The organism is Sphingobium sp. (assembly GCF_048594625.1).
GTDB lineage: Bacteria > Pseudomonadota > Alphaproteobacteria > Sphingomonadales > Sphingomonadaceae > Sphingobium.
This window is the reverse complement of record NZ_JBMDWL010000060.1, coordinates 1-14,077: the sequence shown is the minus strand read 5'-3', so window position 1 is coordinate 14,077 and position 14,077 is coordinate 1. Positions and strand designations below refer to the sequence as shown.

12 protein-coding genes and 1 tRNA gene are annotated in these 14,077 nt (G+C 62.6%); 5 read left to right on the top strand and 8 right to left on the bottom strand.

From position 1 onward, the window contains the following. Positions 1-470 precede the first annotated feature (470 nt). The 5 genes from ACOJSJ_RS07600 to ACOJSJ_RS07580 all read right to left on the bottom strand — a co-directional run bounded on the left by ACOJSJ_RS07600 (position 471) and on the right by ACOJSJ_RS07580 (position 4,149). Positions 471-1,697, bottom strand: a complete 1,227-nt coding sequence (locus ACOJSJ_RS07600) for an NAD(P)/FAD-dependent oxidoreductase (RefSeq protein WP_420144383.1) — start codon at positions 1,695-1,697, stop codon at positions 471-473. Positions 1,698-1,818: 121 nt separating this feature from the next. Then, positions 1,819-2,580: an acyltransferase family protein gene (locus ACOJSJ_RS07595; protein ID WP_420144385.1), complete on the bottom strand. Its 762-nt coding sequence runs from the start codon at positions 2,578-2,580 to the stop codon at positions 1,819-1,821. A gap of 2 nt (positions 2,581-2,582) precedes the next feature. Further along, positions 2,583-2,891 carry an acyltransferase family protein gene (locus ACOJSJ_RS07590; protein WP_420144382.1) on the bottom strand — a complete coding sequence of 103 codons (309 nt, stop codon included), beginning with the start codon at positions 2,889-2,891 and terminating at the stop codon, positions 2,583-2,585. A 235-nt stretch (positions 2,892-3,126) separates the two neighbouring features. Further along, positions 3,127-3,203: transfer RNA gene (locus ACOJSJ_RS07585), tRNA-Met, on the bottom strand. Between the two features lie 97 nt (positions 3,204-3,300). Next, positions 3,301-4,149: an alpha/beta hydrolase gene (locus tag ACOJSJ_RS07580; protein WP_420144381.1), complete on the bottom strand. Its 849-nt coding sequence runs from the start codon at positions 4,147-4,149 to the stop codon at positions 3,301-3,303. Between the two features lie 216 nt (positions 4,150-4,365). Here ACOJSJ_RS07580 and ACOJSJ_RS07575 point away from each other — a divergent pair, with 216 nt between their 5' ends. The 4 genes from ACOJSJ_RS07575 to ACOJSJ_RS07560 all read left to right on the top strand — a co-directional run bounded on the left by ACOJSJ_RS07575 (position 4,366) and on the right by ACOJSJ_RS07560 (position 8,578). Beyond that, the gene (locus ACOJSJ_RS07575; RefSeq protein WP_420144380.1) at positions 4,366-5,775 is read left to right on the top strand and encodes a circularly permuted type 2 ATP-grasp protein; all 1,410 of its coding nucleotides are present in this window, start codon (positions 4,366-4,368) and stop codon (positions 5,773-5,775) included. Positions 5,776-5,938: 163 nt separating this feature from the next. After that, on the top strand, positions 5,939-6,871 hold the full coding sequence (locus tag ACOJSJ_RS07570) for an alpha-E domain-containing protein (protein WP_420144379.1): 933 nt from the start codon (positions 5,939-5,941) through the stop codon (positions 6,869-6,871). Between the two features lie 30 nt (positions 6,872-6,901). Beyond that, positions 6,902-7,774: a transglutaminase family protein gene (locus tag ACOJSJ_RS07565; protein WP_420144378.1), complete on the top strand. Its 873-nt coding sequence runs from the start codon at positions 6,902-6,904 to the stop codon at positions 7,772-7,774. 66 nt (positions 7,775-7,840) lie between these two features. Beyond that, positions 7,841-8,578, top strand: a complete 738-nt coding sequence (locus ACOJSJ_RS07560; RefSeq protein ID WP_420144377.1) for a peptidase — start codon at positions 7,841-7,843, stop codon at positions 8,576-8,578. Positions 8,579-8,652: 74 nt separating this feature from the next. Here the strand turns inward: ACOJSJ_RS07560 and ACOJSJ_RS07555 are convergent, their stop codons facing one another. Beyond that, on the bottom strand, positions 8,653-9,954 hold the full coding sequence (locus ACOJSJ_RS07555; RefSeq protein ID WP_420144384.1) for a dicarboxylate/amino acid:cation symporter: 1,302 nt from the start codon (positions 9,952-9,954) through the stop codon (positions 8,653-8,655). A gap of 189 nt (positions 9,955-10,143) precedes the next feature. Between ACOJSJ_RS07555 and ACOJSJ_RS07550 the strand changes: the two genes are divergently transcribed. Then, positions 10,144-11,511: a M20/M25/M40 family metallo-hydrolase gene (locus ACOJSJ_RS07550; protein ID WP_420144376.1), complete on the top strand. Its 1,368-nt coding sequence runs from the start codon at positions 10,144-10,146 to the stop codon at positions 11,509-11,511. A 123-nt stretch (positions 11,512-11,634) separates the two neighbouring features. Here the strand turns inward: ACOJSJ_RS07550 and leuA are convergent, their stop codons facing one another. Continuing rightward, complete coding sequence (gene leuA, locus ACOJSJ_RS07545; RefSeq protein WP_420144375.1) at positions 11,635-13,308, bottom strand: 2-isopropylmalate synthase; 1,674 nt, start codon at positions 13,306-13,308, stop codon at positions 11,635-11,637. A 245-nt stretch (positions 13,309-13,553) separates the two neighbouring features. Continuing rightward, positions 13,554-14,077: YceI family protein (locus ACOJSJ_RS07540; protein WP_420144374.1), on the bottom strand; the 524-nt coding region annotated here is incomplete at its 5' end.

Sequence of the window (14,077 nt, the reverse complement as noted above, 5' to 3'; positions counted from 1 at the left end):
CCTTTCTGTAAAAACAGAAATAACGGAATTTTGTGTAGGATGCAAGGGGGGGTGGATGGGGAAGGGGCTGTCTGCTATCGAGCCAATATCCGTCGGAACCCGCCATTTCCTGTGCGACGATGTGATATGCCCCAAATTTGGGTCATCGGCCTCTGGATTTTTACCATCGCTTTTACGGCATATTTGTTTTGGGATGGACAGGCTGCGGCGGCGTTGGGGATGATGCTAACCGCATTGTCGTGGGAGGTGGTTCATAGGCTTACCGCTAGTGGAGACCACAGCTAGGGTAGGGGGCGGACTGGCGGCTATCTAGTCCTGAACCCAAATCGTCATACCAGCGCGGGGCGTTGGGAGGGGCGTCAATCCCAATGACCTGCGCTGGCCTGGCGCGCGAGACCCATGAAGATGCCAGCCTTCGCTGGCATGACGAGCAGGGCAGTTTATGGTCGATGCCGTTTGCCTTGCTTCCCTCAGCCCAGCCCTACTTCCTTGAGCGGTATGGAGGCGTCGGCGAGCTGTGCCGGGTCGAGCGTAGCGGCTGCGACCACATGGGCGCGGCCCTGCACATAATCCTTCACCGCGTTGACGCAGTCGAGCGCGATCACCTTGCCGCCCTTGAGATAGACGATGGAAAAGCTGCGGCTGGCCGGGTCGCCGCGCAGGATGGTCTGGTCGAACCCGGCGGAAATGCCGACGGTCTGAAGCTTCAGATCATATTGGTTGGACCAGAACCACGGCACCGCGTCATAGGCGGCGGGCTTTTCCATGATGTGCGCGACGGCGACCTTTGCCTGATCATTGGCGTTCTGTACCGATTCCAGCCGCATCTGCGCGCCGCCCGCAAAGCGGTTCGCATGGGACGCACAATCGCCTACTGCATAGATGTCGGGCAGGCTGGTGCGGCAATATTCGTCGACATCGACGCCATTGCCGCCCGCCGCGCCCGCCGCGATCAGCGGACCGGTTTCGGGGATGATGCCGATGCCCACGATGATCATGTCGGTGTCGATCCGTTCGCCATCCTGCATCAGCACCGCGGTCGCCCGGCCGTCGGTGGCGTCGATATGGTCGATCTGCGCCCCGGTGCGCCGGTCGACGCCATGGGCGCGATGTTCACCCTCGTAAAAGCGCGACAGGTCTTCGCCCGCGACGCGCGCCAGCACCCGGTCCTGCGCTTCCAGCAGCACGACCTGCTTACCCAGTTTGGACAGGACGGCCGCCGCCTCTAGTCCGATATAGCCGCCGCCGATGATGGTGACATGGGTGACGCTGTCCAGCTTTGCCATCATCGCGTCGACATCGTCGCGGCGGCGAACGGCATGGACATTATGCGCGTCCGCGCCCTTGCAGGTCAACATGCGCGGCGACCCGCCGGTGCACCAGATGAGCTTGCCATAGCCGATTTCCTCATCACCCACGGTCACGAACCTGCCGACTGGATCAACGCTGCGCACGCGGCGTCCCAGCAGCATGGCGATGTTGCGTTCTGCCCAAAAGGCGGCGGGACGGATCAGCAGGCGGTCGAAGCCCTTGTCGCCCGCAAAATATTCCTTGGACAAAGGCGGGCGTTCATAGGGCGGATCTTTTTCATCGCCGATCATGCCGACCGATCCGTCAAAGCCCATCTGCCGCAGCGCGATGGCGGCCTGCGCCCCGGCATGGCCCGCGCCCACGATCAGAATGTCATAATAGCTCATGCGGTCGCCTGTCCTTCTTATCTCGCCATTGGGCAGGAGGATTGGCGCGCTTTGCCGGGACAGGCAAGGCGGATGTAGCGATAGGGGGCTTTGCGGGGGCGGCTGGCCGCCCTTGCGGTCATCAGGTCTGCGATGGTTGCGGCTGGCTGGCGATCAACGGTTCCGGGGCAGGGGGCGATGCGGGGCGTTCGAACGGCAGGTCGAACAGCCATCCCGCGCCGATCGACGACAATAGTCGGAAGATCGCAAGCGAGGCGACGATCAGCACCGGCACGGACAGGGTCGGCGCGATGAGGCCGATCCAGAAATTGCCCAGCATCGATTGCGGCAGGAAGCGGTCGCCAAGCCAGGCGAGGGCATGGATCAGCGGGAAGTGGATCAGATAGACCGGCAGCGTCAGGCCAGCCATCCAGCGCGCTGGCTCCATCACCACGGCCCAGCGGGTGGCGATGACCTGACACAGCGTCACCCCGAACGCGACGGCGACCATGTCGACGGGCAGAACGAAATTGTTCGTGCCGTGCATGGCGGTGGCGCCTGCAAGATAGGCTGCGCCCAGAAAGGCGGCGCGGGTGGTCGTGGCGGCGCGCGCGAAGCCCATGATCTGATCCTTCATCCGCACTCCGATGAGGAAAAAGATCAGGCAGCGGAATAATTTGGGCTGCTGGCCGAAGATGACGTCCTGAAACAGGGTGCCGGTGATGGACAGGGCTGCGCCGAGCAACAGCACGACAGGCAATGGCCGGCGCAGCGTCATTTTCGTAATCAGGTAGAAGATCGCCAGAGCGAGCATGTACCACGACATTCCAGCCACCAGCCCGACGGACAGTCCGACCCTGATCAACGGATTGTCGGGAAAGTCCGTCGGAAGATGGAGCGGCAGGGTCAGTGCCAGAATGGCGCCCCAGAGCAGATAGAGATGAGCGGGCGATGGAGCCGGTTGCGGGTCGTTTGGTCCGACGGATGCAGGATCGAACCGGATGCGAGCAGCCCGGATATGAGGAAGAAGAGCGGCATGCGAATGGGGCGGATACCCTCATTCAGCCCGTGCCAGATGGATTTGAGCATAGGCTGATGCTGCCAGCCGGCCAGATCGTAACCGCCTTCGCAATGCATCATGACGACAAGAAGGATGCAGATCGCTTTGGCCAGGTCGGGCCAGTCAAGCCGTTCACGGCTCGTCAGCTGCGGCATGTCGTTTTCCCCCTGTAACGATCGGGGGATGTAAGGTGCAGTGGTTGCGCGAAGGTTAAATGCAGGCCCGCAAAATCGGTACAAACCCTGTTAGTTATGCAAATATGCAGCATTTGCGCGCCGCGATTTTGATCCGGAATGGATGTGATGCCGGATGATGGCATGCGACGCATGGCTCTGATCTGTAAACCGGCTGTAAAATCGCCGGACAGTTTGCCGCTAAGTGCTTCGAAAATGGTAGCGGAGGAGGGACTTGAACCCCCGACACGCGGATTATGATTCCGCTGCTCTAACCAGCTGAGCTACTCCGCCCCAGAGGGCCTCGCCGGGCGGTTCGCCCTGCGGTGAGGCGGCGCTATACGCAGCGATGGCGGGTCGGTCAACGGGGTTTGATGCAAAAGTTTTGCAATCATTTTCGCCGCACGTCCCAACCGTCCGGCAATGCAGCGGGATAAGCGTCCAGCGCGTCGGCATCGACCGCCTCCACCGCTTCGCTGACCAGCGGGCCAAGCTTTGCCATGTCGGGATTATGCCCCGCGCCCGGTGCGATCAGCCAGTCGGTGGGACGGCCTGCCGCCGCAAACAGGGCGCCCGCCTGATCCATGTCCACACGGTCGTCGGCGGTGCCGTGGATCATGACGAAGGGCGCCCTGATTTTCGATGCGGCGTCCACATTGTTCCATTTGTCGGGCAGGATGGCGCTGATCCCGCCAGTTGCGGATTCGGCGAACTTGTCGAAGGTCGACAGGGTGATGACGCCCGCGACCGGGGTGGTGGCCGCGACATGCAGCGCCACCGCGCCGCCCAGCGAATGGCCGACCAGAAATATGCGCGCGTTCGTGCCCACCAGATTGCGCGCGGCGGCGATGAAGCTGCGCCCGTCATCGACCAGCCGCGCCTGTGTCGGGCTGCCCGGATTGCCGCCGAACCCGCGATAGGACACGACGATGACATGATCGCCCCGACCGGTCAGATGTTCGGCATAGCGGGCGGCCACGCCCTGATTGGAGCCGCGCCCGTGGAAGAAGAGGATGACGTCGCGGTCCATCGGTTCGCCGGGCCAGTAATAGCCGGTGAGTGTCAGCCCGTCCGTCGTGCGGACCGACAGGGGTTGCGGCGCGCTGCGCGTCCATTGGGCGACGTCGATGGGAGCAGCGCTGGCCTTGTAGATCTGGTCGCGCACAGCCGCGGCGCAGCCCGTCAGGGTCAGCGACGATGCGATCATCCATATGGTGAGCGCCTGCCTGATGCCGCGCATGTCGCACTTCTCCCGCTGTGCCGTCGATGCGGGTCAGCCATAGGGCCTGATCTGGTCATCCGCAAAAACGAAGATTGCGGCGCTTTCCGCCATCTATCCTAAACGGACAGGCAACCTTTTTCGTCTTCGCCATTTTTGCCTTGCAATCGCCACGGGGCGGCGCACTAATATTGCAATGCACAACCGGCCGTCAGTGGCCGAGGGAGGAATGACCACTTGCCCTTCCATGAAATGTTTGAGCCGGATGGTTCCATCCGCCCCTGTTACGACGAAGTGCAGAAATGGGTGGAACGAACGGGCATAGCCGGGCTCAATCGCCGCATGGACGAGGCGGAGGCGATATTCCGCCGTATCGGCATCACCTTCGCCGTCTATGGCGAGGGCGGCGACCCGGAACGGCTGATCCCGTTCGACCTGTTGCCCCGCATCTTCACCGCCAACGAATGGCGCATCCTGGACAAGGGTATCCGCCAGCGGGCGCGGGCGCTCAACGCGTTCCTGCATGACGTCTATCATCGCGGGGAAATTGTGAAGGCAGGTATCATGCCCGCCGACATCATCTACAGGAACAGCGCCTATCTGGCGGAAATGGCCGATTTTACCCCGCCGGGTAAGGTATATAGCCATATCGTGGGCATCGACATCGTGCGCACCGGGCCGGGCAGTTTCGAAGTGCTGGAGGATAATTGCCGCACCCCGTCCGGCGTATCCTATATGCTGGAAAACCGGGACATCATGACCCGGATGTTCCCCGAATTGTTCGCGCAGGGCATAGTCGCGCCGGTGGATGATTATCCCGCCGAGCTTCTGAAGAGCCTGAAGGAAGTCGCGCCGCCCGCATGCAAGGGCGATCCGGTCGTCGTCGTGCTGACGCCGGGGTCGCTCAACAGCGCCTATTATGAACATAGTTTCCTCGCCGACCTGATGGGCGTGGAACTGGTGGAACCGGCCGACCTGTTCGTCGACAATGACCGGGTGTGGATGAAGACCACGCTGGGGCCGAAGGCGGTCGATGTCATCTATCGCCGGATCGACGACGAATATATCGACCCGCTGGTGTTCCGCCCCGACAGTCTGCTGGGCGTGCCGGGCATATTCAACGTCTATCGCAATGGCGGCGTGACTTTGGCGTCGGCGCCCGGATCTGGCATCGCCGACGACAAGGCGGTTTATATCTATGTGCCCGAAATGATCCGCTTCTATCTGGGTGAAAAGCCGATCCTGGACAATATCCAGACATGGCAGTGCGGCAAGCCCGACGAACTGCAATATGTACTGGAAAACCTGCATGAGCTGGTCGCCAAGGAAGTGCATGGATCGGGCGGGTACGGCATGCTGATCGGCCCCAAATCCACAAAGGATGAGGTGGAGGCCTATGCCGCACGCATCCGGGCCAATCCGGGCGAGTTCATCGCCCAGCCGACGCTGGACCTGTCCACCGTGCCGACGCTGGGCCCGGCGGCGGTGGTGGGGCGGCATGCCGATTTCCGTCCCTATTGCCTGGTCGGAAAGCAGATCAGGCTCGTTCCCGGCGGCCTGACCCGCGTTGCTCTGACCGAAGGGTCGCTCGTCGTGAACTCCAGCCAGGGCGGCGGGGTGAAGGATACATGGGTGTTGCAGGACTGATGGGAATGGCGCTTCATAAACAACAGCCGTTCGCCCTGTTCCAGCCAGACCCCTGTCTGGCTGAAATGTCGAAGGGCATCGCCGAACGTCGTGAGCTGTCTTCGCCTTCGCTCGGAAATGGGCTTCGCCTTCGCTCAGCCCGAACGGAATATGAGGTTTCTCCATGCTGAGCCGGACCGCCGAAAATCTGTTCTGGATGGCGCGCTATATGGAGCGGGCGGAGGCGACGTCGCGGCTGCTCACCATGGGGCAGCGAATGGCGATCCTGCCGGGCGCGCATCATCGCGACGAATGGCGATCGGTCGTGCGGGCCACCGGCGCGGGGCATCAGTTTCCCGAAGGGACGCAGGTTACCGAAAGCGACGTCGTATCCTTTCTGATGCTGGACCTCGACAATCCGTCGTCCATCCGGTCCTGCCTGCTGAAAGCCCGCGCCAATGCGAAGTCGGCGCGCACCATGTTGACGCAGGACATGTGGGAAGCGCTGAACGAAGGCTGGCGCAAGCTCGACAGCTATGATGTCGGCGAAGCGCGCCAGCAATTGCCCGCGCTGATCGACTGGGTGAAGACCCGCGTCATGACGTTTCGCGGGGCGGCCCATTCGGGGCAGCTGCGCAATGAAGGGCATGATTTTCTGCGCACCGGTTCCGCGCTGGAACGGGCGCAGATGACGTTGCGCCTGCTGGACGTCAAATATTATGTCCTGTTGCCCGAAACAGAGGTGATCGGCGGCAATCGCGATCATTATCAATGGACGTCGGTGCTGCATGCGCTGTCGGGCAGCCGCGCCTATCACCATGTCTATGGCGGCACCTACACGCCCTGGCAGATCACCGATTTTCTGATGCTCAACCGCCTGTTCCCGCGCAGCGTCGCCTATTGCTACGACCAGTTGGCCTATCGGCTCAATCGTCTGGCGGGCTGGCATGATGCGCGCGCCGCCTGCAACGATACGGTGCAGGAAATGGTGAGCGCGCTGGAAAAGCTGGATAGTGGCGAGATATTCCGGTTCGGCCTGCATGAAACAGTGCAGCATGGCCTGTCCATGACCAACCGGCTGGGTTCGGAAATCGCGCAGGCCTATCATTTCGGCTGATCGCGGCAGGGTGCGGGAAGGGGGAAGATCGTGAAATTGCTGGTTCGCCACCAGACCGTCTATCGCTACGCGGCCGCCGCCGGGCGCGTGGCGATGCGGCTGAAGCTGATGCCGGTCGATACGCCCGCGCAGACCGTGCTGGAATGGCAGGTCAGCGTGAATGGCGAGCCGCTGACCGGATTTCGCCCCAACAGCTATGGCGAAAAGGAAGCGATCTGGATTCGCCACGACCGGCTGGACAATGCGGTGATCGTGGCCGAAGGGCTGGTCGAAACGCGCGAGTGCCACGGCGTCGTCGGCCATCTGCACAGCCGGGTCGATCCACGCTATTTCCTACGCGATACGCGGCTGACGCGTGCGTCGGACGGCATCGTCGCGATGGCTCAGGCCCTGCCGGACGGGGACGGGCCGCTGGCGACCCTGCATGCGCTGTCGGCCGCGGTCAGCGACGCGGTGCAGTATCGCGCAGGGGTGACCACATCGGATACGAGCGCCGCCGAAGCCTTCGCCCTGGGCGCCGGCGTGTGTCAGGACCATGCGCAGGTCTTCATCGCCGCCGCGCGCGCCATCGGCATCCCCGCGCGCTATGTATCGGGCTATCTGCTGGCGGGGGACGGCGATGCGCTGCACGAAACCCATGGCTGGGCCGAAGCATGGTTGCCGCAACTGGGCTGGATCGGGTTCGACCCGTCCAACCGGGTGTGCGTGACCGAACGTTATCTGCGCGTCGCCAGCGGTCTGGACGCGGACGAAGCCGCGCCGATCCGTGGTTCCGTTACGGTGGCGGGCGACATATGGATTGACGCCGACGTCCGTATCGCGCAGGCGGAGGATGGAGTCGAGGAACGGCAGCTGCAGAAACAGCAGCAGCAAAGCACCCCGCCGCCCGGCTCTGCGGGTTGAACAGCGCGATGGCCCGGCGAACGAATCGGGTCGTCGCAGCAGAAAAAAGCAGGAGGCCGGGGGGCCGTGACTTATTGTGTGGCCGTACGCGTCGATCAGGGACTGGTCATGCTGTCCGACACCCGCACCAATGCGGGCATGGACAATATTGCGCGTTTTCGGAAGAGCTTCACCTATCATGTGCCCGGTGAGCGCGCGATCACGCTGATGTGTTCGGGCAACCTGTCCATCACCCAGGGGGTGAAGGCGGTGTTGAGCAAGGCGATCCGCGAATCGGAACTGAACCCCGACGTCGAAACCATCCTGAATTGCGACACCATGCATCGCGTGGCCCAGATCGTGGGCGATGCCATGCGATCCATGCAGACCCGGTACCGGGAAAGCATCGAAATGGGCGGATCGGGCGCCAGCGCGTCGATCATGGTCGCAGGCCAGCGAAAGGGCGGCAAGCCGCGCCTGTACCTGATCTATTCCGCCGGTAATTTCATCGAGGCGACGGAAGACACGCCCTTCTTCCAGATTGGCGAGCATAAATATGGCAAGCCGATCCTTGACCGGATCATCTGCCGCGAAACCAGTCTGGAGGATGCGACCAAGGCGGTGCTGGTGTCGATGGATTCGACGCTGCGATCCAACCTGTCGGTGGGCATGCCGCTGGACCTGACCGTCATCGAACGCGACAGCTACGACTTCCGAGTCCGTACCCGGATCGAGGCGGATAATGAAGAATTCGCGATGATTTCGCAGGGGTGGAGTGCGGCGCTGCGCAAGGGGTTCGAGGATCTGCCCAACGTTCTGGATTGATCGGAAGGGGATAGGGGTTCCCCGTCCCACAGGCGTTACCCCGGCGCCGCGCCGGGGCAACATGATTGGCCGCTTCAGGCAGGGGCCAGTTCGCCTTCGCCATAATAGGCGCTTTCGTCGAGTATCCCTTCGCGCTTGGCAACGATGATGCCGACCAGAACCTGTCCCGCGACATTCACCGCCGTGCGGCCCATGTCGAGGATGGGATCGATGGCGAGCAGCAGCCCTGCGCCCTCCAGCGGCAGGCCCAGCGTCGACAGCGTCAGCGTCAGCATCACGATCGCGCCGGTCAGACCCGCCGTCGCGGCCGAACCGATGACCGATACGAAGACGATCAGCACATAATCGATGAAGTGCAGCGGTATGCCATAGAAGCCCGCGACGAAGATCGCCGCCAGCGCGGGGTAGATGGACGCGCAGCCATCCATTTTGGTGGTGGAGGCGAGCGGAATGGCGAAGGCGGCATAGCCCTTGTCGACGCCCAGCCGTTCGGTCACGGCTTCGGTGACGGGCAGGGTGCCGACCGAGGAGCGCGATACGAAGCCCAGCTGGATCGCGGGCCATGCCTTGGCGAAGAAGGGGCCAGGTTTCAGGCCATTGAGGATCAGCAGCGTCGGATAGACGACCAGCAGCACCAGCGCGAGGCCGAGATAGATGGCGGCGGTAAAGGTGCCAAGCTGCGCCAGCGCGCTCCACCCATAGGTGGCGATGGCGGTGCCGATCAGCGCGGCCGAACCGATGGGCGTCAGGCGGATGACCCAGCCAAGGATTGCGCGGACCACGGCCAGAAGCGAACGGACGAAGGCGAGGAAGGGGTCTGCCCTTTCACCGACCTTGAGCGTGGCGAGGCCCACCGCGATGGAAATGACCAGCAGTTGCAGGATGTTGAAGGAGAGGGTGGTGCTGGCCGACCCGTCCGTGATCTTCGTGCTGCCCGACAGGGCCAGGCTGTTGCCGGGCACCAGTCCTTTCAGGAAATCGAGCCAGCCGCCCATGCTGTCCGTCTTGCCCATGGCCAGTGCCGTGCCGTGCAGGCCACTGCCCGGCTGAACGATGACGCCGATAGCAATGCCGATGGCGACCGCGATCAGGGCGGTGATGGCGAACCAGAGCAGGGTCTGCCCGGCCAGGCGCGCGGCATTGTCCAGCGCGCGCAAATTCGCGATCGACGCGACGATGGCGGCGAAGACCAGCGGCGGCACGATGGCCTTGAGCAGCGATACGAAAATCGACCCGACGGTCTTGAGCGTCGTTGCCAGCCAGTTGAGATCGCCGTCCGGCCCCGCGCCCATCTGGCGCGCGACAAGGCCCAGCAACAGGCCCACAACCATGCCGGCAAGAACCTGAAATCCGAAACTGCGATAATGGAGGGCCATCATTTTTTCCTCTGGGCGAACGGCGGCCTATATCGGATGCGTTACGTCCGATTGCGCGCAAGCAATTCTTTAGGGGTATGCAACGCGGATAAGGTGGCCCTCTTTCCACGCGCGTCCGGTTAAACGCATTGGCCGGTGCGATCCGCTATGCCACAGATACAGACAGGGTCCATTAGGGAGTGCCAATATATGAAAATGCGAAGCGCTTTATTGGGGTTGGCGACGCTGGCCATGCCCCATGGCGCGCGGGCCGCCGCCGATGCGGGCGCGGCAAAGGATATATTGATGCGGTCCGTCGCCTATAAAACGGTGCAGGGCGAAGGACAGGTGCCCAGGCTGGCGGCCTATTATGCGTCGGTGCTGAAAAGCGCGGGCTTTGCCGATGCGGACATCGTCATCACGCCGATGGGCGAAACCGCGACGCTGACGGCGACCATTCAGGGCAGCGACCCGAAACTCAAGCCCATGGGCCTGATCGGTCATATGGATGTGGTGGCCGCGAACCGGGCGGACTGGACCCGCGACCCCTTCGTGCCCGTAGAGGAAAATGGCTATATTTTCGGGCGCGGGTCGGAGGATAATAAATATGACGTCGCGATGATGGTCGCGACCATGGCGCAGCTGAAAAAGGAAGGATGGAAACCGCGCCGTTCGGTGATCCTGATCCTGTCGGGGGATGAGGAAACCGACATGGTGACGACCAAAGCGCTGGCGGATCGGTTCAAGGGGCTGGAACTGCTGCTGAACGGCGATGGTGGCGGCGGCCTGCTGAATGAAGCGGGCGAGCCGGTCCTTTACCAGTTGCAGGCGGGCGAAAAAAGCTATGCCGACTATGAATTCGCCTTCACCGATGCGGGCGGCCATTCGAGCGCGCCGACGCCGGGCAACCCGATCTATCGCATGGCGAAGGCCATCGACCGGATCGCCGCCTATCAGTTCCCGCCAATGCGCAACGAATTGACGAAGGCGTCGCTGGCGCTGTCGGCCGACCGGATCGGTGGCGAAGTGGGGCAGGCGATGAAGCGCTATGCGGAAACGGGCGATGCGGCGGCGGCGGAATTGCTGACGACGCGGCCTGAATTTGTGGGGCAGGTGCGCACGACCTGCGTCGCGACCATGGTGCAGGCGGGCCATGCGCTCAACGCCCTGCCGCAAAGCGCGAAGGTCAGCGTCAATTGCCGCATCTTCCCCGGCGTCAGTATCGAGGATGTGAAGACGCAGCTGGAAAAGGTGGTGGGCGACCCCAGCGCCACCGTGAAGACGCTGGGTGATCCGCTGGCGAGCGACGCATCGCCGCTGCGCGCTGACGTCATGAAGGCGGTGCGCGATGCGGTGACGGCGCGGTCGCCGGACATCACGGTCATGCCCGGCATGTCGGCGGGGGCAACAGACAGCCTCTATTTCCGGGCGTTGGGCGTGCCCAGCTATGGCGTGTCCAGCCTGTTCATGAAGGCGGAGGACGGCTTTGCCCATGGCCTGAACGAACGGGTGCCGGTTGCGGGCATCCGGGAATCGCTGGAACAATGGGACCGGGTTGTCCGGGCTTTGGCGAAGTAGGACATCACCTCGCCATAAAAAAGCCGTTCGGTTCGAGCTTGTCGAGAACAGTTCTCGATACGCCTTCTCGACTTCGCTCGAAGGCTACTCGAACCGAACGGTGTTGGATATGGAGCGTGCGGATCAGCCCCGCACGGCAATCCCGTTGGCGGCGGACAGCACGGCTTTGACCGAAGCGGTCGCGACGTCGCTGTCGGTGCCGATGCCGAACACGGTGCGGCCGTCGGCGGTGCGGCATTCGACATAGGCGGCAGCGTTCACGTCGCTGCCTGCGCCGATGGCATGTTCGCTGTAATCCGCGATTTCCAGACTGATGCCCAGTTCATCACGCAGCGCCGCCAGCACCGAGGACAGCAGGCCGTTGCCGCGCCCGGAAATCGAACGCTCGCCACCTTCATGCGCGATCTTGCCGGTGAAGATGCGGTCGCCCGCCGCGCCGCTTTCATGATAGTCGATCAGCGCATAGGGCTGATCGCCCGCCATGCAATAATGGCTTTCGAACACGGCGGAAATGTCGGCGGCGTTGAGTTCGCGGCTGCTGCTGTCGGCCAGCGCCTGCACCACCTTCGAAAAATCGGCCTGCATCCGCTTGGGCAGTTTGAAGCCCTTGTCCTGTTGCAGCACCCATGCGACGCCGCCCTTGCCCGACTGGCTGTTCACGCGAATGACGGCTTCGTAATCGCGGCCCAGATCCTTGGGGTCGATCGGCAGATAGGGGACGTTCCAGATGAGGTCGTTGCGCGCTTCCTGCGCGGCGAAGCCCTTCTTGATCGCGTCCTGATGGCTGCCGGAAAAAGCGGTGAAGACCAGTTCGCCGGCATAGGGATGGCGCGGATGGACGGGCAGCTGGTTGCAATATTCGACCGTCTGGATGACTTCGTCGATGTCACTGAAATCCAGTTCCGGGTTGATGCCCTGCGTATACATGTTGAGCGCGACGGTCACGATGTCGCAATTGCCGGTGCGCTCGCCATTGCCGAACAGGCAGCCTTCGACGCGGTCCGCGCCCGCCATGATGCCCAGTTCCGCGGCGGCGACGCCGGTGCCCCGGTCATTATGGGTGTGCAGCGAAATCACCACGCTGTCGCGGCGCGAAATATTGCGGCAGATCCATTCGATCTGGTCGGCATAGATGTTGGGCGTCGCGCATTCGACCGTCGCGGGCAGGTTCAGGATCAGCGGCCGTTCCGGCGTCGGCTGAAGGATGTCCATCACCGCTTCGCAACATTCCAGGCTGAAATCCAGTTCGGCGGTAGAGAAGGTTTCGGGCGAATATTCGAAATGCCAGTCGGTGTCGGGCTGGGCCGCGGCATGATCGCGCAGCAGCTTTGCGGCGTTCACGGCGATTTCGCGCACCTGCGGCCGTTCCATCTGGAACACGATGTTGCGCCATGCGGGCGAAATCGCGTTGTAGACATGGACGATCGCCTGTTTCGCGCCCTTCAGGCTTTCGAAGGTGGTGGCGATCAGATCCGCGCGCGCCTGTGTCAGCACCTGGGGCATCACATCGTCGGGGATCGCGCCATCGCGCACCAGCCCGGAAATGAAGTCGAACTCCGTCGCGCCCGCGCTGGGGAAGCCGACTTCGATCTCCTTGACGCCGACCTTGAGCAGCAGGTCGAAGAAGCGACGCTTCTTTTCCGCGTTCATCGGATCGATCAGCGACTGGTTGCCGTCGCGCATGTCGGTCGACAGCCAGCGGGGCGCCTTCGTAATGACCTTCGACGGCCATTGGCGGTCGGGCAGGTCCACCTGAGGAAAGGCGCGGTACTTCTGGGACGGATCGGTCAGCATCATGGGATCAAACTACTTCCTGCATCGAGGCGCGCCTGAAAATTCGAAAGGAGCGCTCCCCGCGGTACGACTTGACTGTGATGGATGCCCTTAGGCGGATCGAAGCTGCCCTTAGCCGGAAGGCAGCACAAAAGCCACGCCTAAGGGCGTGTAAGTCGTAGCAGGGTAAGAAGCGCGACGCTCTGCATGATGCGCGCCTTTAACGCTTTTTGGCGGGGCGGGTAAAGATTTTTCTTTCGTGCAGCGTTTTAGTCGCGACGGAATATTGCGTCGATGGTCAGGTCCACCCTATCGGACACGAACGGGCGACCAAAGCCCATGCCATAATCGCTGCGTTCGACCGCCATCGTTGCGGCAAAGTGCAGGACCGAAAGCCCCGGTGCTTCGTCCGGGGTCGTGCCGGTCAGGCGGACGGACAGGGTGACCGGCCGGGTTTGCCCGTGCATGGTCAATTGTCCGGCAATCGGCGTTGGCGCATCCCCGCCGATCAACGGTGCGTCCTGCGCCGCGAAGCGGATCATGGGATATTGGTCCATGTCGAAAAAGCTGCCGCCCTTCAGCATGGCGTCGGTGGAACTGTCGCCCGTAGTCATTTTTTCCACGGGAAAGCGGATGTCGACCATGGCGCGATCGGGATGGGCGGGATCGATGACGACCGTCCCTTCGGGATGCAGAAAGTCGCCTTCATATCCGCCGATCAGCGCCTTGACACGGAAATGGACTTTGGTGGCGTCGCCATCGACCATGTAACGGCCGGGGGCATAGAGCGCCG

Bases quoted from the DNA above. Each gene is read 5' to 3' on its own strand.
- ACOJSJ_RS07600 (WP_420144383.1), bottom strand. From the start codon at position 1,697: ATGAGCTATTATGACATTCTGATCGTGGGCGCGGGCCATGCCGGGGCG.
- ACOJSJ_RS07590 (WP_420144382.1), bottom strand. From the start codon at position 2,891: ATGCCGCAGCTGACGAGCCGTGAACGGCTTGACTGGCCCGACCTGGCC.
- ACOJSJ_RS07580 (WP_420144381.1), bottom strand. From the start codon at position 4,149: ATGCGCGGCATCAGGCAGGCGCTCACCATATGGATGATCGCATCGTCG.
- ACOJSJ_RS07570 (WP_420144379.1), top strand. From the start codon at position 5,939: ATGCTGAGCCGGACCGCCGAAAATCTGTTCTGGATGGCGCGCTATATG.
- ACOJSJ_RS07555 (WP_420144384.1), bottom strand. From the start codon at position 9,954: ATGGCCCTCCATTATCGCAGTTTCGGATTTCAGGTTCTTGCCGGCATG.
- ACOJSJ_RS07550 (WP_420144376.1), top strand. From the start codon at position 10,144: ATGAAAATGCGAAGCGCTTTATTGGGGTTGGCGACGCTGGCCATGCCC.
- leuA (WP_420144375.1), bottom strand. From the start codon at position 13,308: ATGATGCTGACCGATCCGTCCCAGAAGTACCGCGCCTTTCCTCAGGTG.